Raw genomic sequence first — 22,497 nt, 5'->3', positions numbered from 1 at the left:
GAAAAAACACGTAATCGAATGACCGAAGACGCACAATTGTTCGACGGTCCAACCAGCGGATCTGAAACCACCCGTTCAGGGACATCACGCCGACGCTTCTTACAGGCCGCGGCCGGTACCGGCGCTGTCGTCGCGAGCGGGGGGCTGATAGGGAATGTCGCAGCCGATTCCCATATGCATACGCTCCCGCCGCTCCGACGGAACGGGAATCTGATGGAGACGCCTGACGGGGACACTGTCGAACTCCACGGCGTCAACATTGCCGATCCCAAGCGGGTCGACGTGACCGCGCCGGTACGTGGGAAAGACGCCACACAGACTATCGATCTCGCGACGGACAGTAGCCAGGGCTGGCACGCCGACGTCGTTCGACTGCCGGTCCAACCGGTCGACATCGGCGAACACGAAGCCGGTGCGGGACCGGAACCGCCGGCCTTCGACGAATCTCAGCTGCAGGACTATCTCGAGAACCATCTCGATCCGGCCGTCCAACAGTGCGCGGCAAACGGGGCGTACGCGATCATCGACTACCACCGGCATCGCGACATTCCGTGGACGGATGACGGGCTCAGCCAGGAAGTGACGATGTTCTGGGACATCGTCGCCCAGCGGTACGGTGAGATGGATCACGTCATCTTCGAAGTATACAATGAACCCCAGGGCAACCCGAACTACGGCGTCTCTGGCCAGGAATTAGTGGACTTCTGGGGTGAGTGGAAAGCCACAGCCCAGCCGTGGGTCGACACCGTTCGGGAGTACACAGAGAATCTCGTGCTCGTCGGGTCACCGCGGTGGTCACAGATGACCTTTGGCGCGGTGATCGAGGAGTTCAACGGGGAGAACCTCGGCTATACACTCCACCTCTATCCGGGACACGGACCGACGACACCTGGAGACTACGATGACTTCGTCACGCCGGTCAACAACGGCGGCGGAGACGTTCCCTACGACGACGAGACGCCCGCCTGGGAGGTCGCGCCGGTCTTCATGACCGAGTGGGGGTTCGATTACGACGCGGACCCGGCCGCGGGCGGCGGCGTCAACGAGGAAACGGCAGCTGGCGCGGACTGGGCGGAGCACGATCCGGATTTCGGCCACCACGTGACCGAGTGGCTCTCGACGCGCCCGGTGCATTCGACCGCGTGGGTGTTCGACGTGCTCTGGGACCCCAACATGTTCACGCGTGGGTTCGATGTCCCCGACGAAGAAGACTGGTCGCCATACACAGGCGGTTCGATTCCGGAGTACGTCACCGACCGACCCGCCGACTGGGACCTCCAGACCGGCGACGGGTACATGGGCGATACGGTGAAGCAGTTCCTGCGGCGAGATCCCGATAACGACGGCCGGATCGAGGATGTCACCGGCGACGGTGAGACCGACATCAGCGACGTACGGTGGCTCCTGAACAACCGCGATACCGAGGCGGTCCGGACGAACCCACACGCCTATGACTTCAACGATGACGGGGCCGTCGGCGTCGGCGATCTCCTCGCACTATTCAGAGAGCTCTACTGAGAGAGCCATTCTCGGTATTTCCGCGTCCACCCCAAAAGCAACGCTCACGCCGGAGAGTCGCTCACGCCCAGTCGTGGTTGTCGATACCCTCGTAGTACTTCAGACGACTCTCGATCTCCCCGGGTTCCCAGCCACACTCAGGATAGCGGACGGAGCGAGTTTGCAGCGTGTCACAGAACCGTTCGCAAAACCACGTGATGGCCATCGATTGACGGTCAATACCGGAAAGAACTGTATTTGAGAACGGCGGTGTTCAGATGGAGATGTGAACCGAGTGAGACTGCTCTGAAAGCCCTCGCCAGTTTCGATCCCGCGCCTCGCTGTCGCCGGAACTCTCCGATTTTCGCAGGCCACCAGGATTCGGCTGATTAGCCCGCAGAAAGTAGCTCTTTCATCGATGCTTGTCTGAACACCGCCTTGAGAACGTCCAGAAGGTTGATATTCCATTACTCGAGTTGTCGGAACATAATGTCCTCCCGTCGGAATGTATTGATCGCAAGTGGGAGTCTCGGTATTTCATCGTTGGCGGGTTGTCTTGATGCGCTTCAAGGCAACCCGTCTGTTCGTGAAGTGAACGTCATCTTTAAAAATTGGAGAATTTCCACGAATGAGTTTCGATTTGCGCTAGAAACGGACAAGAAGTTATTAGAATGGAGATCTCGCACCCTTGATCCCGAGTCCCACGAAGTGGGGACTATTGACGTACCGACAGATTCGAACCTCGTGGCGTTTCATGGAACGGTCAACGGCCGCGAACGTATCCTTGAGTTTGATAATCTCGACACTTCAAAGGACAAGGTGTGTCTGTATCTTTACTTCGAGTATGGGAACAATCACGGGGATGCGATGATCCTTAGACGAGCTCCGATCAATGACTGCTAGTGAACTACCCTACCCTATTCGCTCACGGCTGGCGCCGTTCGCTCCTTGAGGGGACCTTTATACTTCTACGGCGTTGTCAGACTCCGTCAGACAGCCCGTGAGATGTAATTTCACGAACGCGCTTTGCAGATACGGACGTATCCACAGGAAGCGCAGTCTTCACAGGTGTTAACCAATTTCTTTGGAATTCGTTCGCACACCAGAAATTTCCGATTTCTGGGGAAGCTGTATCTCCACCCTACTTCACTCCCTTCAGTCGCTCAATTGAGGGAGGGGGCTTAGCGCCTGCATTCAGCTAAAGACCAGTAACGGTCATTCCACGCATCTACTGAATGTGACTGGAAACCAATTCTCGGATTCAGGCGGCCGCGCCGACGTACAGTACCGCCACGAGGAATAGCCAGACGGCGTCGACGAAGTGCCAGTACATCGAGACGGTGCTGACGGAGGTGTGGCGGTGCTCGGAGTACTGACCGGCCATGCCGCGAACGAAGACGATGCCAAGCAGGATCGCCCCGAGCGTGACGTGTGCGCCGTGGAGTCCGGTCAGCCCGTAGAAGGCGCTCCCGAAGGTCCCGGTCGACAGCGAGAACCCATCAACGACGATGAACTGGTAGTACTCGTAGGCCTGGCCGGCGATGAAGACGATGCCCAGCGCAAGCGTGACGGCGAGCCACTGGAGGAACCGACGGCGGTTGCCCCGCCGGAGCGCGAGGTGAGCGATGTGTAGCGTCACACTGGAAGCAATCAGGATGGCGGTGTTGATGACGACGAGACTCCCCAGCAGGTGAGGGAGGTGATCCGGTGGCCACGCGCCGGCACGAATAAAGAAGTAGTAGACGAACCCGGCACCGAACGTGGCGATCTCCGAGCCGAGAAATAGTAACATACCCAGCCGAAGGGCGCTACTGCCACTCGTGTCGGACCCACGATGCCAGAAGTCCACGACGAAGGCGTGATACAGCCAGCCATACATTCCGACCAGAAACAGGAAGACGCTGGCGACGATGGTTCCCGGACCGACCGAGGATCCGACCAGGGGGTCGTCCCCGCCGGCGAGGAGCCAGAGCGCGGCACCCAGATAGATCCCTGCGGCTCCGATCGCGGTGATAAAGGGCCACCAGCTCGCCTCACCGAACCCGCGTGGCCAGTCCTCCTCGGCGGGCAGGTGATGGCCGTCGCCCGCATCCGAGTCTTCGACAATACTCATGGAACTGACTTCCCCGGCAGCGGGCAAAAAGGCACCTTCGGGGGAGTCTTTTGCCGCCGTCGCCTCACCCGGGCGTCCGGCGGGAAGCCGAGACGGCCCCGACCGCGTTGCCCAAGCCGGAACCTACACGGGCCGGACCCACGAAGGGGCAGCCAATGCCGTCGCTGGGGAGCCGAGAACTCGCGCGTCGACTGGTCGCGATCGTGGCCCTGGGAGTGGCCGGACTGTTCGCTTCAACGGCCGCCGGACACGGCGGAAGCCTCGGGGAGGGCGCGCGCGAGAGCGTCACCGTGCCGACCTGGCTGTTCCTGCTGACCGGCGGGGCCGTCGTGGGCGCGTCGTTCCTGCTGGCGAGTTTCGTCACCGATCGCCGACTTATCGATGATCTTCACGGCTGGCGGGCGACCGTCCCGATTCCAGGCCGCGACGGTCTCGCGTCGATCGCCCGCGTCGGTGCCGTCCTCGGAGTGGCCGTCGTGGTCACGATCGGCTACGTCGGCCCCCAAAGTGGGCTGAGTAACCTCGCTATCTTGCTCGTCTGGGTCGGATGGTGGGCCGGCTACACCATGAGTGCGTACCTGCTTGGGGAGACGTGGTCGACAGTGAACCCCTGGCGGACGGTCGCCGAACTGCTCCCTTCACTGGACCGAACGCTCCCGTCGGTCGGTGCCTGGCCGGCCGTCGTCGGGTTGCTCACGCTCATCTGGATCGAAGTTGTCAGCCCGCTCGCCGACGATCCCGCATTGCTGTCGACGGTCGTTGTTGGTTACACCGTCGTTGCCATCGCCGGCGCGGTCGTCTTCGGGCCGGACCGGTGGTTCGACCGCGTCGACCCGATCTCGGCTGTCTTCAAGTACTACGGCCACGTGGCTCCGATCGAAACCATCTCGACGCGCATCAGCGACAACAAGCACGGTGACGCCAGCCTGGCAGTGCGCGCGCCGGGCGTGGGCCTCACGCGCACCGATCTCGTGACGGATTCAAGCGAGGTGGCGTTCGTCGTCGCATTGCTGTGGTCGACGACCTACGACGGGTTCGTGGCGACGCCAGCCTGGAAGTCCCTGATCAGCCCGCTCATCGAGGTGGGGGTACCGGCCCACCTCATATATCCGGCGGCCCTCGCGATCGGGTTCGTGGCGTTCCTCGGCGTCTATCGACTCGCCGCCCGGGCCGCGCGTTCGACCGGCGAGACCTACCTCGCGGCCGGCGAACTTGCCAGACGGTTTGCCCCACCGCTGATCGCGATCGCTGCGGGCTACCATCTGGCGCACTATCTCGGATACTTCCTCTCGCTCGCGCCCGTGCTCGCGACGGTCCTCACGTCGCCGCTGTCGCCGCCCGCCGTCGTCCCGGTGTTCTCGCTGCCGGGATGGTTCGGTGCGATCTCGGTCGCGAGCGTGCTGGCCGGCCATCTGCTGGCGATCTGGATCGCCCACGCAGCTGCCTTCGACCTGTTTCCCGGCCGTCTGCAGGCTATCCGGAGCCAGTACCCCTTCACCCTGGTGATGGTCGCCTACACGATGACGAGCCTCTGGATCGTGACCCAGCCGACGATTCAACCACCGTTCCTGTAACCATGACCGAACCACAATCGTTCGACCCCACGACGTACGAGGTTCCCGACGACGCCACGCCGGCGCGCTGTCCAGAGTGCGGCCGCCCGTTCGTCCGCGAGGAACTCCTGCGGTTCCATCGCGGGCAGGCACACGCCGAAGCGCTCGACTCGAACGATATCGATGCGTTCGAGGATGCCTACGACGAGGAATCCGAGCGGCTGCGACTATTTCGACTCAAGGCGCTGATCGCACTGGTGATCCTGTATTTCGGACTGTTGATGGCCTACGCGCTGGTGTAGGCGGAGATTCGACGCGTTAGGAATCCTGCTCGCCGACCGAGAGCCCGGCCACGCTCTCGAAGAACTTCACGACCGCGGCCATGTCTTCCTCGCTGTGGCCCATCCCGCTCGTGGCGCTGAACGTCTCGCGTGCGGCGGCAGTCTGTGGGAGCGGGACGCCCGCGTCGTTGGCCTCCTCGACGGCGTACCGGAGGTCCTTGAACTGGAGGTCGACGGGGAACCGCGGTTCGAAGTCCCCGTCGGCGATGTTCTCGCCTTTGATCGAGTACAGCGGCGAGTCGACGGCCCCTGCCTCGACGACGGTCAACATGTCGTCGTAATCGAGTCCCTGTGACGTGCCAAAGGCGAGCGCCTCGGCGAAGGCCCCCATCATGTCCCCAAGCAGGAGGTTGACGAACAGCTTCATGCGTGCGCCGTCGCCGATCGCGCCGCAGTCGACGATCGGGTCGCCGATCGCCGCGAGGATGCCCTCGACGTCGTCGAGCAACGCCTCGGGACCGGCCGCGAGAACAGTGAGCGTCCCTTCCTCGGCGGGGCCGACCGTGCCCGAGACCGGCGCGTCGACGTACTCCCCACCGGCGTCCCGGACTGCCTCGGCCGCGGCTTCGGTGGCGGCCGGCGTGACCGTACTCATCTGGATGACGGTAGTGTCTGTCGTGAGACCGGCGAGCAGCCCGTTTTCGCTCTCGAGGACCGCTTCCAGCGCCTCGTCGTCGGTGACCATCACGACGACGCTGTCGGCACGTTCGGCCACCGCCGCGGGGGAGTCAGCGACTTCTTCCCCACGTTCGGCGAACGGTTCGGTACGGGATCGTGTCCGGTTGTAGACGACCAGCGGGTAGCCGGCGTCGGCGACGTTCTCGGCCATCGGCGCGCCCATCGCGCCGAGCCCGATAAATCCAACTGTTTGCATGGTGGCAGCTAGTTCGGCCGCCATGGACAGAAACGTTGCGAACCGTGGCGAAAACGCTCATGGGTCCGGGGGACCAACGCGAGGATATGACTGACGGATCGTGGACCCAGCGGATCGCCGCCGAACGCATGCAGACCGACCAGGAGTTCGCCGACCGCGTCGCGGCCTCGCCTCTCTCCAGCCAGCAATGGGGCCTGGTCATGACTGCAGTCGAATTCGAGATCGACGGCCCGGAGGATCCCGAGACCGCCGAACTGGTCGTCGACGCGCAGAAACTCACGAGTGTCATGGATGAGATCCGACGCATCGGCGACCGCCAACCCGGTGGGGCGGCGACAGCCGACAACAGCGGCGGCCTGCTCGATAGTGTCAAGGACGTCTTCGGCGGCAGTGAAGCCGACGATCAGCTCCGTGAGACGGCCGAGGATCTGGCCGCGGAGTACGCCACGGCGCTACAGACGCGGCTCGAAGAGCGCGGTCGCTGGGCGGAGGTCTGTGAACTGGCCCGCTCGTGATCAGAGCTCGTCGCCGCCGTGGAACAACGTCAGCTCCTGCGTCTCGTCAATGTTGATCAACTCGGTCACGATCTCGTCGTCGGATTCGTCGTCGACCCGAAGACTGTCCAGCCGTTGATCGTTTCGGCTTCGAGTTCGACTGTCGGCATACACCTAAACTTCCGTTGGCAACGAGCTTAAGCGACGTGGCGGCGTGTTCTGACGTGATTAGCAGTGACCGGACCACATCAGGACCAACCACTCGTCACCGCTGGTGCACCGCTGGAAGACGCCGATGCTGCCGCCGTCCTCGTCCACGGCCGCGGCGCGACCGCCCAGAGCATCGTCAGGATGGCCGAGGGGTTCCCCAACGAGCGCGTGGCGTATCTCGCGCCACAGGCTGCCCGGAATACGTGGTATCCAAACCCCTTCACCGCGCCGGTCGAGTCGAACGAACCCGGCCGATCGTCGGGGCTGGCGGCGATCGACGACGCCGTCGAGGCGGCCGTCGACGCCGGCATCGAGCGTGATCGCGTGTTGGTTCTGGGGTTCTCTCAGGGGGCATGCCTTTCCAGCGAGTACGTCGCGCGCAACCCACAGCGATACGGCGGACTCGCCGTGCTGAGCGGCGGGCTTATCGGCGAAACAGTCGACGTCGAAGACTACGACGGCGACCTCGATGGCACGCCGGTCTTTCTGGGCTGTAGCGATGTCGACCCGCACATCGCTGCCGAGCGGGTCGAGGAGACCGCAGCGGTGTTCGAGCACTTACACGCCGACGTGACGAAGCGTCTCTACGAGGGGATGGGCCACGGCGTCAACGACGACGAACGCGAGTTCGTCAGGGAGATGATCGAAGATCTCCTCACTGACACGAAGTCGTCACGGTAGAAGAGAAAACAGCCGGAGAAGGTCGACTCAGTCCGAGACGGCCTGATCCTGTTGCTCGGTGGCGTCCTCGGTCGTGAGTTCGTAGAGGTTCTGTCGGGCGTCAGCGAAGTAGACATCCTCGGAGACGACGTCGACCTCTTCGAGCCGTTCGAGCGCGTATCTGACTGTCCGAGCCGAGAGCATCGATTCCTCGACGATTCCCTTCTGCGTCAGCGGGCCCTTGTATTCGAGGACCTTGAAGACGAGTTTGGCACTCGGCGGGAGGTCTGTGATGTCTTCCTCGTCAGATTCAGCCATTGACCGAACCAACGGTCGCCGTCCGTATAAATATTGAGGAGTTGTCTTTCGTGGCGGCCCCGGAAGAGACCCTGGCCCGTAGGGCTCCCGTTAACTCGAACGAACGGCTTTTTAGCCCCCGTAGCCGATGATGCGGTATGGCTACCGAAACATCACACCGGCTGACCGGCCACGCCAGAAGCGTCACGGTCACCGCCCTCTCGACGATCGGCGGGGTGATCGCCGGCGTCGCCTCCCACATGCTGTTTACCGTCGCGGAGTCACAGTCGGCGCTTGGTCTCGTCATCGCCGCGGCCGTCGCCCAGTTCCCGATCCTGTATGCCGTGGGCGTCGACCTCGACGATTTCTCGGCGAAAGACTACCTCTACGTCGGATTTATGACGTTTTCGCTCTGGTTTGTCACCTGGAGTATCCTGCTTACCACGGCCTAACGAGGACTCAGGAGAATTCAATACATGGCAGATGATTCTATCGCGGTCGTCGATCTCGATCGATGCCAGCCCGATCGCTGTAACTACGAGTGTGTCAACTTCTGTCCGCCAAACCGGACGGGCAAGGAGTGCATTGTCGAGCGCGAAGACCACTACGACGACGGGGAGCCCTTCGAAGGTGACCCGGACCAGGTCTGGATCAGCGAGGAGATCTGTCTCGGCGAAACCTGTGGGATCTGTGTCGAAAAGTGCCCCTTCGACGCCATTCAGATCATCAATCTTCCTCAGGAACTCAACGACGACCCGGTCCATCGCTACGGCGACAACGCCTTCTCGCTGTACGGCCTGCCGGCCCCCGGCGAGGGGCGCGTAACCGGCATCCTCGGGCCCAACGGGATCGGAAAGACCACGGCCGTTCACATCCTCGCGGACGAACTCACGCCGAACCTTGGGGACAGCGCCACGAGCGGCGACTGGGAGTCCGTCCTCAATGAGTATCGCGGTACCGCACTCCAGGACTACCTCGAATCGCTGCTGGATGGTGACGTGACGGTCGCCCGCAAGCCACAGTACGTCGACGAGATCCCCGACCAGTTCGACGGGACGACGCGCGCCCTCCTCGAAGGCACCGACGAGCGCGGCGTCCTCGACGAGCTGATCGAGCGCGTCGGCATCGAACCGGTCGTCGATCAGGACATCGACACGCTCTCCGGTGGCGAACTTCAGCGGGTCGCACTCGTTGCTGCGCTCGCCCGGGACGCGGACTTCTACTTCCTCGACGAGGTCTCGCCGTATCTGGACATCGGCCAGCGGATGACCGCGGCGCGACTCATCCAGGAGATGGCCGAGGAGGAGGACCGCTCGATGCTTGTCGTCGAACACGACCTCGCAATCTTGGACCTGCTCGCGGACGTGATCCACGTCGGGTACGGTGAACCCGGCGCGTTCGGTGTCATCACGGATCCCAAGTCGGTCAAGAACGGCATCAACGAGTATCTCTCGGGATACCTCGAAAACGAGAACATGCGGATCCGCCAGAACGCCATCGAGTTCGAGGAACACGCCCCACGGGCGGTCTCGACGGGTGACGTCGTGATCGAGTACCCCGCCCTGGAGAAGAGTTACGGCGAGGGTGAGTTCTCGCTTTCTGTCGAGGCCGGGACCATCCGCGAGAGCGAGGTCCTCGGCGTCGTCGGCCCCAACGGGATCGGGAAGTCCACGTTCGCGAAGCTACTGGCCGACCGGCTCGAACCCGATACGGGCGAACTCGACGGAAGCGTCGACATCTCGTATAAGCCCCAGTACGTCGAGGTCGATCAGCCGATGCGCGTCGACGCGTTCCTCGGTTCGATCGCCGACGATTTCGGCACTTCCTACTGGAACACCGAGATCGCTCAGCCCCTCCAGCTCGAGCGGATCATGGAACAGCAACTCACGGACCTCTCGGGTGGCGAACGCCAGCGCGTCGCCATCGCGGCGTGTCTCTCCCGGGACGCCGATCTGTACCTGCTGGACGAACCCAGCGCCCACCTCGACGTCGAACAGCGAGTGCTCGCAACGTCGGCCATCCGGCGGTACGCCGAGAACCACGACGCGACGGCGATGGTCATCGACCACGACATCTACATGATCGACCTGCTGGCCGACCGCCTGCTCGTCTTCGACGGTGAACCCGCCGTCGCCGGCCACGCCAGCACCCCCCAGTCGATGCGGTCGGGCATGAACGACTTCCTGGGCAACCTCGACATCACCTTCCGCCGCGACGAACGCACGGGCCGCCCCCGGATCAACAAGCCCGAGAGTCGGCTGGACCGCGAGCAGAAGAACGCGGGCGAGTACTACTACGCGCCCGAATAACGCCGGTCGAGTGGGTGGAAACCTCCTGCGGATTGGGCTCACAACCAATGTAGCCAGTATATTTTCAGAACAGACATAGGTAATTTTATATGATTGTGTCAATAGATCCGTATCATGGCGCAATTGACACTGGGGCAGAAGTTGGTCGCAGTCGTTCTCACGCTAGGGTTGAACGGAGTCATGTTCCTGTTCGGCGGGATACTGGGATTCTTTCTGTTGATCCCCTCGATCCTACTCCTGGGGACGATCCTGTTTCGGTTCTAAGATGGTTGGTCGTCGATCCGTCCGTCGATATGTTGCGATGCCGTTTGTCCGCGGGGTCGTCCCATACGCTGGGGTCGCGACAGTCCTGTACGGCTGTTTCGCCGTGCTTGGCGTGGCTGTGGGCTATAAGAACGCAACGACGTCACCGCTTCCGGTGCGGACGGTTCCGGACGGCGGGTTCGAGGCGATCCAGCTCTCGGCATTCGATTTGTTCGTTCACAACAGTATCGTCTGCCTGCAGTTGATCGGGGGCGTTTTGACGATCGGAGTCGCGACGGTGTTGATTCTCCTGCTCAACGGGCTTGCACTCGGGTCCGTGCTGGGGGAAGCGTCGACGGTACTCGGTCCAGGCGTCACCGCCGCCCTGATCGTGCCACACGGGCTCTTTGAAATCCCTGCGCTGTTGCTGGCCACGGCCCTCGGATTTCGCTGGACGCACGTCCTCTGGAAAGTCGCCTCAGGCAAGAATCGGCAGATTCCGATCCCGCGTCACCTGCTGCACACCGTGGGGTGGATGATTCTCATCGGCGCGTTACTCGCTGTCGCCGCTGTTATCGAAGCCGATCTCACCCTGCAGATCGCCCGGGTAGTGTCCTGACAGACACGGAAGTCGATTGGGACCGAAGCGAAACCGGTAATCCGCCAGCTTTGATACATTACACCATGTTCGATTACCACGTCCATACGACCTACTCCGACGGCTCCTTTCTTCCCCAGATAATCGATGCCGCCGAGCGGGCTGGCCTCGATGGCGTCGGCTTTGCCGACCATTGCAATGTTTTCGACGCCGATCAGTCCTACCGCGAGACCATGGGGTTCAATCTCGACCTCACCTACGAGCGCCGGCGACGGGCAATCGACCGGGCGCGGGACGGGACCGACCTCCGGCTGTTCGACGCCGTCGAGATGGACTACCACGCCGATCGGGAGGCCACGATCGAATCCTTCCTCGAAGACGCCGACTTCGAATACGCCATCGGGAGCGTCCACGCGATCGAGGGGGTAAACGTCCACAACGAACCGTACTTCGCCGACCTGCCACAGGCGGACCGTGAGGCTGCCGTCGAGACGTACGTCGAGCACCTGCTCTCGCTGATCGACTCGGAACTGTTCGAGATCGCCGCTCACGTCGATCTGGTCGAGCGAAACGGGGCGCTTCGTGGCTTGCTGACCGAGGATCACTACCGGCGGATCGCCGAGGCGTTCGCCGATTCTCGGACTGTACCCGAGATCAACGCCGGCCGCGTACTCGACGCCTACGGTGAGTTCCATCCAAGCGAACCCTTCGCGAAGACGCTGCTTGACGCTGGCGTGTCGTTTACGATCGGTTCGGACGCCCACGCGCCGGACTCGCTGATCGACTGCAGCGACGAACTCCGCGAGGTCCGTGAGGAGTGGAACCTGCCGATCGTCGAGTTGCCCCCGTAAGGACTCGCCGACAAACACACCCGATCGATCGTGGCAAACCCCGGATAGAACCGTGTGACTATTTACAGGCGAGTGTGTCAGTGAACCCAATATGACGAGTGTTGTGCTCCTGGCGCTGGCGGCGAGCCTGCCGATCGTGGTTGCGTTCGTCCTGCTGGCCGGGTTACGGTGGTCGGCGGCACGATCGATGGCAGTCGGCTGGGTGATCGCGGCAGCGCTTGGATTTTTCGTGTGGGGCATGGAAGGGACGTGGTTGGCAGCCGCCGCGTTGAAGGGTGTCCTCGAGGCGGTCGACATCATCCTGATCGTCTTCGGCGCGATCTTGCTGATGAACTATCTGGAGGTCGGCGGGGCGATCAGCACGATCCGGTGGTTCTTCCGGCGCGTCGAGAACGATCGACGGGTCCAGTTGCTGTTGATCGGACTGGGCTTTGAGACCATCATCGAAGGCGTCGCCGGCTTCGGGACGCCCGGGGCGCTGGCCGCGCCGCTGTTCATCGGCCTGGGGTTCCCGCCGCTCGCGGCGGCTGTCTTCGGCCTGTTTTTCAACGCGCCGAATCCACAGTTCGGTGCGGCGGGGACGCCGATCAACGCCGGCGTCGAAACGCTATCGTCGACGCTCTCGGGAACCATCGGGGTCGCGGAGTTCAAGTCGATCGTCTCGGCCTGGACCGGCGTCATGACGGGACTGACGTTCGTCTTCTGGGGACTACTGGGCGTCTTCCTGCTGATCTACTGGTTCGGGGACGAGGAGGAACGGTCTTTGGGCGGCGCAGCGCGCTCGAGTGCCCCGATGGTTCCGTTCGCGCTGGTTCTCGGCGTCATCACCGGGCTGGTCCAGTGGGCCGTCGCCTGGTTCATCGGCTACTCGCTGCCCGACATCGCCGCCGGGTTCGTGGTCATCGGTCTGGGTATCGTCATGGCACAGTACGACGTTCTGGTCCCCGAGAAGACCTGGACGTTCCCCGACCGCAGTCGGTGGTCGGACACCTGGCTTGGCGGACTGAGCCTCGATTCGATCAGCGACGACGAACCGACCAAGGACATGCCGGTCTGGCTGGCCTGGACGCCGTATCTGCTGGTCGCCGGGTTCCTCCTGGTGACTCGATGGCCCGGCCTCGGGATCGAAAGCCAGTTGCAGGCGGTGACCTTCGAGATCGGCAACCTTCTGGGGACCGAACTCGGTTGGGATATCGAGTACCTGTACCTGCCGGGCACGATGCCGTTCATGCCGATCGCGATCGGCACGGGACTGCTCTATCGACTCGACGTTTCGGGGACCGTCGAAGCCTGGCGAGAGTCGGTCCGACAGGTCGCCCCGGCGGCACTCACCCTCGTCATCGTCGTCTCGCTCACACAGGTGATGCAGGAGTCGGCAACCAATCCCGAGAACATCGCGGGCATGATGCAGGTGCTCTCGGAAGTGCTGGCAACGGCTGCCGGCGGCGCGTTGCCGATGATCGTGCCCTGGATCGGCGCACTGGGGACGTTCGTGACTGGTTCGAACACGGTCTCTGACATCCTGTTCAACGCCTTGCAGTACAACGCCGCGGAGAACGTCGGCCTCTCGCGGGGTATGATCGTCGCGATCCAGAACGTCGGCGGCGGCGTCGGCAACATGATCTCGGTCCAGAACATCGCGGCGGTCTGTGGCGTCGTCGGCATCGCCGGCCGGGAGGGTGACATCCTTCGGAAGGTCGCCGTCCCGACGGTCATCTTCGCGCTGTTCGTGGGGACTATTGGCACGCTTCTGGTCTACATCGTCGGGCCGGGCGTGTTCTGAGGACGATCCGAACGCTACTGCTCGATCTCGACGCCCGTGAACTCGAATCGCGCGCCGCCATGTGTGCTCTCGGAGACCGTCACGTCCCAGCCGTGGGAATCAGCCACCTGTGAGACGATGCTGAGGCCGAACCCGGTGCCGTCCTCCGTGGTCGAATAGCCGACCTCGAAGACGCGGTCGCGATCGCCGGCCGGGATCCCCGGGCCGTCGTCGGCGACGACGAAGCCGTCGGCTGTCGTTTCCAGGCGGACTTGGACCGTCTCGCCCCCGTGCTCGACAGCGTCCTCCGGAGCTTGCGAACGAGGACTCGTCGAGCGATGCTCGACTGCGTTCTGACGAGCTTGCGAGTCAGGGCTCGTGGAACTGTGTTCCACGGCGTTCCGGAACAGGTTTTCGAGCAGTTCGCGGAGGCGACCCTCGTCGGCACGAATCCGGTCGTCGGCTTCGTTGACGAACGTGGCAGCTCCCGTACTGACAGTCGCCCAACAGTCGTTTGCAAGTGCGCCGAATTCGAGCCAATCCTGGTCAGATGGCATCTCCCCGTTTCGGGCTAACACAAAGAGGTCATCGATCAACGCCTCCATGCGTTCATGCGCCCGCTCGACAGCCTCTAAGTGGTCGAAATCGTGGTCCTCGCGTGCGAGTCGACAGCGCGTTCGAGCCACTTCGAGCGGGTTTCGAAGATCGTGGCCCACGACGCGTCCAAACTCCGCGAGCCGTTTGTTTTGACGTCTGAGCGTCCGCTCGCCGGCTAACCGGTCGAGGACAGTCGCCGCATTGTTGGCAAGGACGGTCGCGAGCGTCCGATCGAGTGTGTCGAACGTCTCCGGACTGTCGTCGCCGATCGAGAGCGTCCCGTGATCGCCGATCGGGAGATACAATGCGGACCGATGTGGGCCGTTATCGACGTCGCGTTCGCACGCCTCGAAATCCTCGACGAGTCGGTGTTCGCCCGTTTCATACACCTCTCCGGGAAACCCCTCGCCGATCGCGTAGGACGGTCGGTCACCGAGATCCGCCTTCGCTCCGGTGGTCACGGCGACCGGTCGGAGAACAGCACCGTCACGGAGCCGAACCACGTTGCTCGGATGATCGAGAATCGAACGCACCGAGTCGGCCACGAGCCTCGCGACCGTTTCCCGGTCTTCAGCCCGGATGAGGTCTCTGGTTGCGTCGTGCAGGTTTTCGAGGCGATCCACGATCGTGCCCAACTCCGCTTTGCGTTCGGTGTGTTCGGTCACGTCGCGATAGACCCAGAGATGCCCCATCCCGTCCGGAAGGTCAACCGGGCGGTAGCTCCGTTCGAAGGTGCTGCCGTCCGCAAGGTCGAATTGCCGGGCAGCCTCCGGTGCAGGCGTCATAGTCGGGTCGTCGGTCCGATCCGGCAATCGATCCGGATCGGCAAGTTTCCCACGTATCTCCCGTTTGAGTTGCTGGCTGTCCGTCCCGACGATATCCGACGGCGAACCGGTAACGGCAAACAGATCGAGCAGGCGCTGGTTGACCGAAAGTACCGTTCCCGATTCGGTCTCGGCCAGCACACCGACCGGGAGCGTATCGAACAGCGTCGAAAGCAGGACGTTCGTCTCTTGGAGTTGCCGCTCCCGGTCGATGTGGTCGGAAATATCGACCGCGAGCCCGAGAGCCGCCTGCGTGTCCGTTCCAGCGAGCTCGTGGGAGAACAGACGCGATTCGAAGACGTGTGTCTCCCCCTCGGAGACAGTGAGTTCGACTTCGGGGACGTATATTGGGTCGGATGAGTTCAAGACGTCCGTCAGATGGGTTCGAAACTGCTCGGCGGCCGGCTCGCCGATGATCTCGGGGACGCGTGCTCCTTCGATTGCCTCGACCGTCGTCCCGTGGAAGTCAGCCAGCGCCTGATTGGCCAGCAAATACGTCTCGGTTTCGTCGACGATGTACAGCAGATGGGGCAACGCATCGATGACTTCCCGAAGCCGCCGTTGGCTGCGTTCGAGCAACCGCCGTGACCGGGCCTGCTCGACCGCGTTTTCGATCCGGTTTGCCAGCACTGTGTACTGTTCGGAGCCACCGCTCTTCTGGAGATAATCGGTGACGCCGGCCGAGATGGCGTCGCTCGCGATCTCCTCGGATCCCCGCCCCGTGAACAGGATAAACGGGAGATCGGGCCGGCCCTCACGGACCGTTTCGAGAAATTCGATCCCGTTTGCACCGGGCATCTCATAATCGGACACGACACAATCGAAAGTGCCGTCCGCGAGGCGTTCACGCCCCGCATCCGCGCTCGTTGCCGTCTCGACGACGAAGTCGGGATTCTCGCGTTCGAGGAACGTGGCCGTCAGCGCAAGAACGTCGGGCTCGTCATCCACGCAGAGGACGCGTATCGTATCAGATACGGATGCATTCATCACCGTCCTAGTTAACTGGGCCATTGCCAATAATTGGTTGGCCGGAGTAAATGGCCACGGATCGATAGGAAGTCAGAAAACACGACGTTGACAGCTCCCACACAGCGTCTGCTCTTTGACGTCGACCTCACGGACTCTGGGCGAGAAGTTCATGACACAGCGCTTGTTATCGCAGTGTTCCAGCCCCAGGGTGTGCCCGATTTCGTGGACGACTTCCTTCCGGACGCGTTCGGCGAACACCTCCGTATTCGACTTGTTCGAGATACCGCCGTCAGAGGTCATCTGCAGGCGATGGGTCGAGATGACGCTCCCGTTGCCGTCGAGATACGCGAGCCCGAAGACGTAGTTTCGGCGGCGGTAGAACAGGTCCCGGTCGGTGATCGCGATGTTCTTCTCGCCAGTTCCCTCCCGTTTGGCGAGGTCGATGAATTCCTCTGCGCGGTACTGGTCGCGGTCGGGATCGTAAGACCCGGCCGGAATCGACTGGGTGTCGTGGACGCTGACGTCACAGTCATAGACTGCTCGCAGACCGGCAGAGGCTTCGCGTTTGACCATCGCAGGGAGGTCACCGACCGGCACGATGTCGACGTGCATGTATTCGCATATGGACGGGGGACGCTTAAAAACCTCGCCGATCGGCCGAGGCCCCTTCGACAGTCGGAAACTGCTTTACGCCGGAGCGTGTCTGCGGACATACCCATGCAGTCAGATGCGGTGGTACTCGACGTGGACGGCGTGCTCGTAGACGTCGCCGACTCGTATCGGCGAGCCGTGGTCGACACCGTCGCGCGCGTCCACGGCGAAACCATCTCACGGTCCACACTGCAGGCATTCAAAGACGCCGGGGGATTCAACAACGACTGGGAGCTGACGGACGCACTCGCACTCTACGTCCTCGCACGCAGCGAAGGGTTCGACCGCTGCGTCGAAGAGTTTACCGACCGGATTGCGGCCTCGGGCGGCGGGTTTTCCGGGGCGCGATCGGTCGTCGACGACGAGATGGACGCCGCGGCTCGCGAGCGGATCCACGCGGCGCTCGATCGAGACCAACTCCGTGAGGTGTTTCAGCAACTGTACCTGGGAAGCGACAAGTACCGGACGATCGAGGGGACGGAACCGACACTGTCGGAGGCAGGCTATATCCACGATGAAACCGTCATCGTCGAGCGTTCGACGCTCGATGCGCTCCTCGCGAACTTCGAAGTCGGGGTCCTGACGGGCCGGCCAGCGCCTGAAGCCGACATCGCCCTGGACCGGGTCGGGTTGGACCTTCCCGAGGCACACCGCTTCACCATGGACGACTGGGACGCGGGCAAGCCCGATCCGGACGCACTCGTGACCCTGGCCGAGCGCTTCGACGCTGACACCGTTGCGTTCGCCGGCGACACTCTCGACGACGTTCGCACCGCCGTCAACGCTGCCGAGGGCGATCCGGACCGGACCTATCACGGGATCGGCGTCCTCACCGGCGGGCTGACCGGCGAGTCCGGACGTGAGAAGTTCGAGCGCGCGGGTGCGGATGCGGTCGTCGAGTCGGTCAACGACTTGCCGGAACTGCTCGAACCAGGCGAGAATTGTACCGGATCGCAGCAGGCTTAACGGATGCGGTCGGTAACGTCAGATATGCGAATAGCCATTCTGGGCGGGACGGGCGACATCGGCGAAGGGCTGGCGCTCCGGTGGGCGTATCACACGTCTCACGACGTCGTGATCGGATCGCGTGATGCTCAGCGCGCCCGGTCGAAAGCCGACGAGTACGAGACCGAGTTGTCGAGTCGCGGCGAGGAACGGACGATCTCGGCAGCCGCGAACGTCGAGGCGGCCGCCGATGCCGACGTGGTCGTCGCCGCTGTTCCGGCCTATCACCTCGTGGACACGATCGAACAGGTCAGCGACGGCCTCGATGCAGAGACCGTGCTCGTGAGTCCGGCCGTGGGCATGCAGCGCGACGAGAGCGGCATGCATTACAATCGACCGGGAGCCGGGAGTGTCACGGCGCTGGCCGCCGAGGCCGCCCCCGAGGACGTCCCGGTCGTCGGCGCGTTTCACAACCTCGCAGCCGATGAACTCGCGAATCTGGACATCGAGTTGTCCCTCGATGCCATCCTGATCGGCGACGACGAGGACGCCCTCGAACGGGTCGAGGTGCTCACGGACGGGATCGATGGACTCCGCCCACTCCGGGCGGGACCGATCGACAACGCCGCCGAAGTCGAATCACTGACGCCGCTTTTGATCAACCTGGCAATGTACAACGACGACCTCCAGGACGTCGGCGTCCGGTTCGAGTGAGAATCGGTCCGGGAATCCCGGGAGAACTCAGGCCGATGCTTCTTCGAGTGCGGTCTCGATGTCCTCGCCCTGCGTGACGCCGATGAACCGTTCGACGACGCCATCGTCGTTCTCGACGATCAGCGTCGGCAGCGACCGGACCTGATACTCGTTGGCGATGTCCTGTTTTTCCTCGACGTCGATGCGCTCGAAGTCGACCTCCGGCCAGTCGTCCTCGAGTTCCTCCAGAATGGGTTCCTGTGTCTTACACGGGCCACACCAGTCGGCATGAAAGTCCATCAGGGTAACGGTCATGATGTCCAGTAAACGTTGCCGAGGCGGCGAAATAAGCGTTTTCACTGCGGCGGTTTAGCGACACCCAGAGGCCGAAAAACTTAGGCGCGCTGATCACGCAGGTACAGGTATGAGTAGTAGCGATAGTGGCGGGCTGATGTCGAGTGCCGGTCTCGTCAGGTATTTCGACGCCGAAGACCGCAACGCGATCCGAATCGACCCAAAGACGATCGTTGCCTTCGGGGCACTCTTTGGGGTACTGGTGCTCGTCTTGAACCTGGTCGCGTGATCGGCGGTCGGGCGGGACGTACCGCGACGCTTTCAAACGAGACAACCATTTTGCCGCGTATGGACACGAATCGTCCCCAACGAAGCGCTACGGGACGGGACACTGACGGGTGGTACCGACCGTCGAAATCGACGTTACGCAGCGGAACCGATGGCGACCCGTCGATCGGAGTTCCCCGATAGTATGACCGACGGAGAGTCAGTCACCGTACGAGTACGCGGTATCTACGCGACAGCACTTACCGAACGCCTGAGCGCGGCGGACGGTGTCACCGTCGTCCAGGCATCCCCTCCCATTCAGAAACGCTTCGAGACGACGTTCGCCGACGAACCGGCCGACGTGCGGATCGAAACCGACGGCCAGCGACGGGGGATCAGTATCGTCGGAACGCAACTCGGCGTCGAGCGCGTTCGTGAGAGCCTCGATGTGGCGATCGACACGCTCGGCTGGGCAGATCCGCCGTCCCAGGGCGCGATCTTCGATGGTGTCGTCACCGAGACGCTGGGGAGCGGAGCCGTCGTCGATCTGGGCGAGCGCGAGGGGTTTCTCCCCTTCCACGCGACCGCTGCACACGTCGAAACCGACGACTTGCTCCGGGTGCAGGTCGCCGAACCGGCGGCCCCCTGGAGCGACGACCGCCCGGCACTCGATACGACGCTATCGGTTCGTGGCGACATGGCGACACTGGTCCGCGAGGAGCCGACGGACGCGGCGGGCCCGGACTTGCTCGACGTCCTCTCCGTCGACGTGCCCGACGGCTGGCGGGTCTCCTGGGGTCGGGACGCCGACGACGCCGACTTCGACGCGCTCGAAGCGAGCCTCGATGGATTGATCGATCGAGCCGTCGAAATCGACGACGCACTGGCGGCCCACGACGAACGCACGACGACCGGTCGGATCGTCGACGGTCGCGGGACACAGTGGGTACTCTTTGGCCGTGAATCCCGCTTCGCTCTCGACGAGGATCGCCGGGAAGTGACGCCGACGATGCCGGGCCATCACCGCATCAAGGCGGGCGACGAGCGAGCGAGCGCCGCCGTGGACTTCGTCGAGGAACTCGCCCCGGACCTCGATGGAACGTTCCCGTTCGACGTCGTGACCCGACAGTTCGGCCCGCAAGTGGGTGATCGTGTCTCCATAACTCACGGCAAGCCGGACGGTCGGACAGTCAGTCTCGGGCGCGGCGAGGTGACCGAACGCGACCCGGCGGGGACCATCCGCGTCGAGCGCGAGATGTCGCCCGGTGGGACCTACGACGCGCTGGGCACGAAGCGCCGGGCGGGCGATGTCGCCGTCACGAAGTTCACCGAAGGGAAGTGGTGGTATCCGACAGTCTACCGGGGCGAAGACGGGCAAAAGCGCGGGACGTACGTCAACGTCTGTACGCCAGTCGAGGTGTTCCCCGGGGAGGTGCAGTACGTCGATCTCCACGTCGACGTGGTCAAACACAGAGACGGGACGGTCGAGCGGGTGGACGACGACGAACTCGACGCGGCTGTTGGGGCAGGCAACGTCCCCGAGGCACTCGCCGAGAAGGCCCGCGAGGTTGCGAGTGCGGTCGAGAGCGCGCTGTCGTGATCCCGGTTCCGCGGGCGGCTAGAAGTTGATACTGAACCCCTCGTCGTGATCCCCGCCGTCACCGGCGGGCAAGTTCGGAATCAGCCACGAGAGGAACGCGTCGGTACTCCTGGTCTGGAGCCAGACAGCCCCCTCGCCGCTGAACTCACAGACGAGTCCCTCGCCGCTGAACAGCGTCGACTTGAGCCCGCCGACCTTCTTGACGTCGAAGGTGGTCGAGCCCTCGAAGGCGACGATGTGGCCGGTGTCGACCGTGTAGGTCTCGCCGGGGTCGAGGTCGACGCGTTCGATCGCGCCGTAGCTTGAGAGAAACGTGCGACCCGTGCCGGAGAGTTCGAGCAGGAACAGGCCCTCGCCGCCGAAGAAGGTTCGCCCGCCGCCGAACTTCGTGTCGATGTCGATCCCCGACTCGGCGGCCAGGAACGACCCCGACTGGACCAACAGGCGGTCGTCCGCGAGTTCCTTGCCGATCACGTCGCCCGGCAGGGGCGGGGCGAGCGTGACGTGGCCCGGTCGCTCAGCGCTGAAGGTGTTCATGAAGAAGGACTCCCCGCCGAAGGCCGTCCGCTTCAACGAGTCGACGATGCCGCCCGTGGCTTCGGTCTCGATGACGATCCCGTCGGTGTGGCTGACCATCGCGCCCGCTTCGGCCTGAATCGCCTCGCTCTGGTCGAGTTCGACCGAGAGCAACGCGTAGGAGGGCCTGTGTTCGATGTCGTACTCCATGAGGAGGGCGTCTCCCGGCCGGTCAATAAATCTACCCCGCCGTCCTGACCATTTTGTGGTCGGCCCCCGTACCCGGAATATGCTCTCGCCGACCCTCGACGATCAGACCGCGCTCGTGACCGGCAGCGCCCGCGGCGTCGGGCGCGAGGTGCTGCTCGCGCTCGCCGACTGCGGGGCGGACGTGGCCGTCCAGTATCGAACCAGCCCCGAGGAAGCCGAGGTAGTCGCCGACGTCGCCCGCGAGGCGGGCGTCGAAGCATTGACCGTCCAGGCGGACGTGACTGACCCGGACAGCGTCGACGCGCTGTTCGACGCCGTCGAGGCCGAACTCGGAGCTGTCGACATATTGATCAACAACGTCGGCGCGTTCGCCCCGGAGCGATGGGACGAACTCGACTATGCCACCTGGCAGACAGTCATGGAGACGAACCTCGACGCGACGTATCTGTGTTCGAAACGCGCGCTGCCGGGAATGCGAAAGGCGGGCGACGGCCGGATCGTCAACGTCGGCTACGCTTCGAGTGAGAAGGGGCTGGTCAGCCCGAAGAACTTCCCGTATTTCGTAGCGAAAGCGGGCGTTCTGATGTTCACGCGGATGCTCGCGGCCGATACCAGCGAGGATGGGATCACCGTCAACGCGGTCTCGCCGTACGTCGTCGAGAACTCGGCGGAGTTCCCTGAGGAACTCCCGCGTGGTCGTCCCGCTCACTTCGAGGATCTGCTCCAGGCCGTGCTGTTCTTTCTCGATCCCGACAGTGACTACATCTCGGGTGCGAACGTCGAGGTCTCGGGTGGATGGCTGCCCGAGCGTGTGTGAGCGAGTCGGTGAGGGACGCCCCCTCAAAAGCGGAACATGACGTAACACTCGTGGCCGTTCGAGCACGCGTTGGGCCGAACTTTCACGCGGTCGTCGTCGGGTTCCTCGCGATCCTCCGTCGTGACGGACTGGACGGTCACATCCCGGGGCAACCCCATTTCGAATGTCGCCCCACACGCCGGACACGACAACTGTTCGATCCCCATTATCCCCCAGGTAGTCCCCCGGCGAAATAAATGGTCTGTCATCGCCGGCCATCGATCGTGGCTGGTCCCGGGGGGACCCAAACGAGTTGGGCGGGTACTTGAGGAC

The 22,497-nt window shown here is 63.2% G+C and carries 26 protein-coding genes; 16 read left to right on the top strand and 10 right to left on the bottom strand.

The annotated features are described in order from the left end of the window. The first annotated feature begins 174 nt into the window (after positions 1 to 174). The gene (locus SVXhr_RS06450) at positions 175 to 1,518 is read left to right on the top strand and encodes a cellulase family glycosylhydrolase (RefSeq protein ID WP_275740514.1); all 1,344 of its coding nucleotides are present in this window, start codon (positions 175 to 177) and stop codon (positions 1,516 to 1,518) included. A 61-nt stretch (positions 1,519 to 1,579) separates the two neighbouring features. Here SVXhr_RS06450 and SVXhr_RS06445 read toward each other — a convergent pair whose 3' ends face one another. Both SVXhr_RS06445 and SVXhr_RS06440 read right to left on the bottom strand, forming a co-directional pair. Next, positions 1,580 to 1,723: a hypothetical protein gene (locus SVXhr_RS06445; protein WP_275740512.1), complete on the bottom strand. Its 144-nt coding sequence runs from the start codon at positions 1,721 to 1,723 to the stop codon at positions 1,580 to 1,582. 1,035 nt (positions 1,724 to 2,758) lie between these two features. Then, positions 2,759 to 3,610 (bottom strand): heme-copper oxidase subunit III, encoded by an 852-nt coding sequence (locus SVXhr_RS06440; protein ID WP_275740510.1) that lies wholly within the window; start codon positions 3,608 to 3,610, stop codon positions 2,759 to 2,761. A gap of 155 nt (positions 3,611 to 3,765) precedes the next feature. Between SVXhr_RS06440 and SVXhr_RS06435 the strand changes: the two genes are divergently transcribed. Both SVXhr_RS06435 and SVXhr_RS06430 read left to right on the top strand, forming a co-directional pair. Next, complete coding sequence (locus SVXhr_RS06435) at positions 3,766 to 5,184, top strand: hypothetical protein (protein ID WP_275740508.1); 1,419 nt, start codon at positions 3,766 to 3,768, stop codon at positions 5,182 to 5,184. Positions 5,185 to 5,186: 2 nt separating this feature from the next. Further along, complete coding sequence (locus SVXhr_RS06430; RefSeq protein WP_275740506.1) at positions 5,187 to 5,465, top strand: C2H2-type zinc finger protein; 279 nt, start codon at positions 5,187 to 5,189, stop codon at positions 5,463 to 5,465. 16 nt (positions 5,466 to 5,481) lie between these two features. Here SVXhr_RS06430 and SVXhr_RS06425 read toward each other — a convergent pair whose 3' ends face one another. Further along, the gene (locus SVXhr_RS06425) at positions 5,482 to 6,402 is read right to left on the bottom strand and encodes an NAD(P)-dependent oxidoreductase (RefSeq protein ID WP_275740505.1); all 921 of its coding nucleotides are present in this window, start codon (positions 6,400 to 6,402) and stop codon (positions 5,482 to 5,484) included. A 62-nt stretch (positions 6,403 to 6,464) separates the two neighbouring features. On the opposite strand from SVXhr_RS06425, the gene SVXhr_RS06420 reads away from it, so the two are divergent. Then, the gene (locus SVXhr_RS06420; RefSeq protein ID WP_275740503.1) at positions 6,465 to 6,893 is read left to right on the top strand and encodes a DUF5799 family protein; all 429 of its coding nucleotides are present in this window, start codon (positions 6,465 to 6,467) and stop codon (positions 6,891 to 6,893) included. Here SVXhr_RS06420 and SVXhr_RS06415 read toward each other — a convergent pair whose 3' ends face one another. Beyond that, entirely contained in the window at positions 6,894 to 7,046 is a 153-nt protein-coding gene (locus SVXhr_RS06415; RefSeq protein WP_275740980.1) for a hypothetical protein, read from the bottom strand. Positions 7,047 to 7,106: 60 nt separating this feature from the next. On the opposite strand from SVXhr_RS06415, the gene SVXhr_RS06410 reads away from it, so the two are divergent. Continuing rightward, the gene (locus tag SVXhr_RS06410) at positions 7,107 to 7,763 is read left to right on the top strand and encodes a dienelactone hydrolase family protein (protein WP_275740501.1); all 657 of its coding nucleotides are present in this window, start codon (positions 7,107 to 7,109) and stop codon (positions 7,761 to 7,763) included. 27 nt (positions 7,764 to 7,790) lie between these two features. Here SVXhr_RS06410 and SVXhr_RS06405 read toward each other — a convergent pair whose 3' ends face one another. Beyond that, positions 7,791 to 8,060 carry a helix-turn-helix domain-containing protein gene (locus tag SVXhr_RS06405; protein ID WP_275740499.1) on the bottom strand — a complete coding sequence of 90 codons (270 nt, stop codon included), beginning with the start codon at positions 8,058 to 8,060 and terminating at the stop codon, positions 7,791 to 7,793. Between the two features lie 137 nt (positions 8,061 to 8,197). Between SVXhr_RS06405 and SVXhr_RS06400 the strand changes: the two genes are divergently transcribed. The 6 genes from SVXhr_RS06400 (at position 8,198) to SVXhr_RS06375 (ending at position 13,823) form a co-directional block, all read left to right on the top strand. Then, entirely contained in the window at positions 8,198 to 8,491 is a 294-nt protein-coding gene (locus SVXhr_RS06400; protein WP_275740497.1) for a hypothetical protein, read from the top strand. 24 nt (positions 8,492 to 8,515) lie between these two features. Then, the gene (locus tag SVXhr_RS06395; protein ID WP_275740494.1) at positions 8,516 to 10,348 is read left to right on the top strand and encodes a ribosome biogenesis/translation initiation ATPase RLI; all 1,833 of its coding nucleotides are present in this window, start codon (positions 8,516 to 8,518) and stop codon (positions 10,346 to 10,348) included. 114 nt (positions 10,349 to 10,462) lie between these two features. Continuing rightward, the gene (locus tag SVXhr_RS06390; RefSeq protein WP_275740492.1) at positions 10,463 to 10,612 is read left to right on the top strand and encodes a hypothetical protein; all 150 of its coding nucleotides are present in this window, start codon (positions 10,463 to 10,465) and stop codon (positions 10,610 to 10,612) included. A gap of 37 nt (positions 10,613 to 10,649) precedes the next feature. Continuing rightward, a complete protein-coding gene (locus tag SVXhr_RS06385; RefSeq protein WP_275740490.1) occupies positions 10,650 to 11,210 on the top strand; it encodes a stage II sporulation protein M in 561 nt (186 codons plus the stop codon). 65 nt (positions 11,211 to 11,275) lie between these two features. After that, a complete protein-coding gene (locus SVXhr_RS06380) occupies positions 11,276 to 12,040 on the top strand; it encodes a PHP domain-containing protein (protein WP_275740488.1) in 765 nt (254 codons plus the stop codon). 91 nt (positions 12,041 to 12,131) lie between these two features. Further along, positions 12,132 to 13,823: an L-lactate permease gene (locus SVXhr_RS06375; RefSeq protein WP_275740486.1), complete on the top strand. Its 1,692-nt coding sequence runs from the start codon at positions 12,132 to 12,134 to the stop codon at positions 13,821 to 13,823. A 14-nt stretch (positions 13,824 to 13,837) separates the two neighbouring features. On the opposite strand, the gene SVXhr_RS06370 is transcribed toward SVXhr_RS06375, so the two are convergent. Together SVXhr_RS06370 and SVXhr_RS06365 are read right to left on the bottom strand one after the other, a co-directional pair. Beyond that, positions 13,838 to 16,171 carry a response regulator gene (locus SVXhr_RS06370; protein WP_275740484.1) on the bottom strand — a complete coding sequence of 778 codons (2,334 nt, stop codon included), beginning with the start codon at positions 16,169 to 16,171 and terminating at the stop codon, positions 13,838 to 13,840. 111 nt (positions 16,172 to 16,282) lie between these two features. Next, positions 16,283 to 16,804, bottom strand: a complete 522-nt coding sequence (locus SVXhr_RS06365; protein ID WP_275740482.1) for an archaemetzincin family Zn-dependent metalloprotease — start codon at positions 16,802 to 16,804, stop codon at positions 16,283 to 16,285. Positions 16,805 to 16,909: 105 nt separating this feature from the next. On the opposite strand from SVXhr_RS06365, the gene SVXhr_RS06360 reads away from it, so the two are divergent. Continuing rightward, on the top strand, positions 16,910 to 17,809 hold the full coding sequence (locus SVXhr_RS06360; RefSeq protein WP_275740480.1) for a TIGR01548 family HAD-type hydrolase: 900 nt from the start codon (positions 16,910 to 16,912) through the stop codon (positions 17,807 to 17,809). 24 nt (positions 17,810 to 17,833) lie between these two features. Continuing rightward, a complete protein-coding gene (npdG, locus tag SVXhr_RS06355) occupies positions 17,834 to 18,502 on the top strand; it encodes an NADPH-dependent F420 reductase (RefSeq protein WP_275740478.1) in 669 nt (222 codons plus the stop codon). Between the two features lie 27 nt (positions 18,503 to 18,529). On the opposite strand, the gene SVXhr_RS06350 is transcribed toward npdG, so the two are convergent. Beyond that, positions 18,530 to 18,796: a thioredoxin family protein gene (locus tag SVXhr_RS06350; RefSeq protein WP_275740476.1), complete on the bottom strand. Its 267-nt coding sequence runs from the start codon at positions 18,794 to 18,796 to the stop codon at positions 18,530 to 18,532. 109 nt (positions 18,797 to 18,905) lie between these two features. On the opposite strand from SVXhr_RS06350, the gene SVXhr_RS06345 reads away from it, so the two are divergent. Both SVXhr_RS06345 and SVXhr_RS06340 read left to right on the top strand, forming a co-directional pair. Continuing rightward, positions 18,906 to 19,064 (top strand): preprotein translocase subunit Sec61beta, encoded by a 159-nt coding sequence (locus tag SVXhr_RS06345; protein ID WP_012795389.1) that lies wholly within the window; start codon positions 18,906 to 18,908, stop codon positions 19,062 to 19,064. A 183-nt stretch (positions 19,065 to 19,247) separates the two neighbouring features. Further along, complete coding sequence (locus SVXhr_RS06340; RefSeq protein ID WP_275740474.1) at positions 19,248 to 20,642, top strand: DUF402 domain-containing protein; 1,395 nt, start codon at positions 19,248 to 19,250, stop codon at positions 20,640 to 20,642. Between the two features lie 18 nt (positions 20,643 to 20,660). On the opposite strand, the gene SVXhr_RS06335 is transcribed toward SVXhr_RS06340, so the two are convergent. Then, positions 20,661 to 21,368 (bottom strand): TIGR00266 family protein, encoded by a 708-nt coding sequence (locus tag SVXhr_RS06335; RefSeq protein ID WP_275740472.1) that lies wholly within the window; start codon positions 21,366 to 21,368, stop codon positions 20,661 to 20,663. A 79-nt stretch (positions 21,369 to 21,447) separates the two neighbouring features. On the opposite strand from SVXhr_RS06335, the gene SVXhr_RS06330 reads away from it, so the two are divergent. Continuing rightward, the gene (locus SVXhr_RS06330) at positions 21,448 to 22,185 is read left to right on the top strand and encodes an SDR family NAD(P)-dependent oxidoreductase (RefSeq protein ID WP_275740470.1); all 738 of its coding nucleotides are present in this window, start codon (positions 21,448 to 21,450) and stop codon (positions 22,183 to 22,185) included. Between the two features lie 23 nt (positions 22,186 to 22,208). Here the strand turns inward: SVXhr_RS06330 and brz are convergent, their stop codons facing one another. Beyond that, complete coding sequence (gene brz / locus SVXhr_RS06325) at positions 22,209 to 22,391, bottom strand: transcriptional regulator Brz (RefSeq protein WP_012795384.1); 183 nt, start codon at positions 22,389 to 22,391, stop codon at positions 22,209 to 22,211. Positions 22,392 to 22,497: the final 106 nt, after the last annotated feature.

The sequence above is a fragment of the Halorhabdus sp. SVX81 genome (genome assembly GCF_029207715.1).
Taxonomy (GTDB): Archaea; Halobacteriota; Halobacteria; order Halobacteriales; family Haloarculaceae; genus Halorhabdus.
This window is presented reverse-complemented; position numbering and strand designations above follow the sequence as displayed.

Coding starts and splice junctions, on each gene's coding strand:
- SVXhr_RS06340 (WP_275740474.1), top strand. CDS start 19,248: ATGACCGACGGAGAGTCAGTCACCGTACGAGTACGCGGTATCTACGCG.
- SVXhr_RS06420 (WP_275740503.1), top strand. CDS start 6,465: ATGACTGACGGATCGTGGACCCAGCGGATCGCCGCCGAACGCATGCAG.
- npdG (WP_275740478.1), top strand. CDS start 17,834: ATGCGAATAGCCATTCTGGGCGGGACGGGCGACATCGGCGAAGGGCTG.
- SVXhr_RS06350 (WP_275740476.1), bottom strand. CDS start 18,796: ATGACCGTTACCCTGATGGACTTTCATGCCGACTGGTGTGGCCCGTGT.
- SVXhr_RS06360 (WP_275740480.1), top strand. CDS start 16,910: ATGCAGTCAGATGCGGTGGTACTCGACGTGGACGGCGTGCTCGTAGAC.
- SVXhr_RS06450 (WP_275740514.1), top strand. CDS start 175: ATGCATACGCTCCCGCCGCTCCGACGGAACGGGAATCTGATGGAGACG.
- SVXhr_RS06400 (WP_275740497.1), top strand. CDS start 8,198: ATGGCTACCGAAACATCACACCGGCTGACCGGCCACGCCAGAAGCGTC.
- SVXhr_RS06375 (WP_275740486.1), top strand. CDS start 12,132: ATGACGAGTGTTGTGCTCCTGGCGCTGGCGGCGAGCCTGCCGATCGTG.
- SVXhr_RS06390 (WP_275740492.1), top strand. CDS start 10,463: ATGGCGCAATTGACACTGGGGCAGAAGTTGGTCGCAGTCGTTCTCACG.
- SVXhr_RS06365 (WP_275740482.1), bottom strand. CDS start 16,804: ATGCACGTCGACATCGTGCCGGTCGGTGACCTCCCTGCGATGGTCAAA.
- SVXhr_RS06345 (WP_012795389.1), top strand. CDS start 18,906: ATGAGTAGTAGCGATAGTGGCGGGCTGATGTCGAGTGCCGGTCTCGTC.
- brz (WP_012795384.1), bottom strand. CDS start 22,391: ATGGGGATCGAACAGTTGTCGTGTCCGGCGTGTGGGGCGACATTCGAA.
- SVXhr_RS06445 (WP_275740512.1), bottom strand. CDS start 1,723: ATGGCCATCACGTGGTTTTGCGAACGGTTCTGTGACACGCTGCAAACT.
- SVXhr_RS06440 (WP_275740510.1), bottom strand. CDS start 3,610: ATGAGTATTGTCGAAGACTCGGATGCGGGCGACGGCCATCACCTGCCC.
- SVXhr_RS06385 (WP_275740490.1), top strand. CDS start 10,650: ATGCCGTTTGTCCGCGGGGTCGTCCCATACGCTGGGGTCGCGACAGTC.
- SVXhr_RS06425 (WP_275740505.1), bottom strand. CDS start 6,402: ATGGCGGCCGAACTAGCTGCCACCATGCAAACAGTTGGATTTATCGGG.
- SVXhr_RS06430 (WP_275740506.1), top strand. CDS start 5,187: ATGACCGAACCACAATCGTTCGACCCCACGACGTACGAGGTTCCCGAC.
- SVXhr_RS06380 (WP_275740488.1), top strand. CDS start 11,276: ATGTTCGATTACCACGTCCATACGACCTACTCCGACGGCTCCTTTCTT.
- SVXhr_RS06335 (WP_275740472.1), bottom strand. CDS start 21,368: ATGGAGTACGACATCGAACACAGGCCCTCCTACGCGTTGCTCTCGGTC.
- SVXhr_RS06405 (WP_275740499.1), bottom strand. CDS start 8,060: ATGGCTGAATCTGACGAGGAAGACATCACAGACCTCCCGCCGAGTGCC.
- SVXhr_RS06330 (WP_275740470.1), top strand. CDS start 21,448: ATGCTCTCGCCGACCCTCGACGATCAGACCGCGCTCGTGACCGGCAGC.
- SVXhr_RS06395 (WP_275740494.1), top strand. CDS start 8,516: ATGGCAGATGATTCTATCGCGGTCGTCGATCTCGATCGATGCCAGCCC.
- SVXhr_RS06435 (WP_275740508.1), top strand. CDS start 3,766: ATGCCGTCGCTGGGGAGCCGAGAACTCGCGCGTCGACTGGTCGCGATC.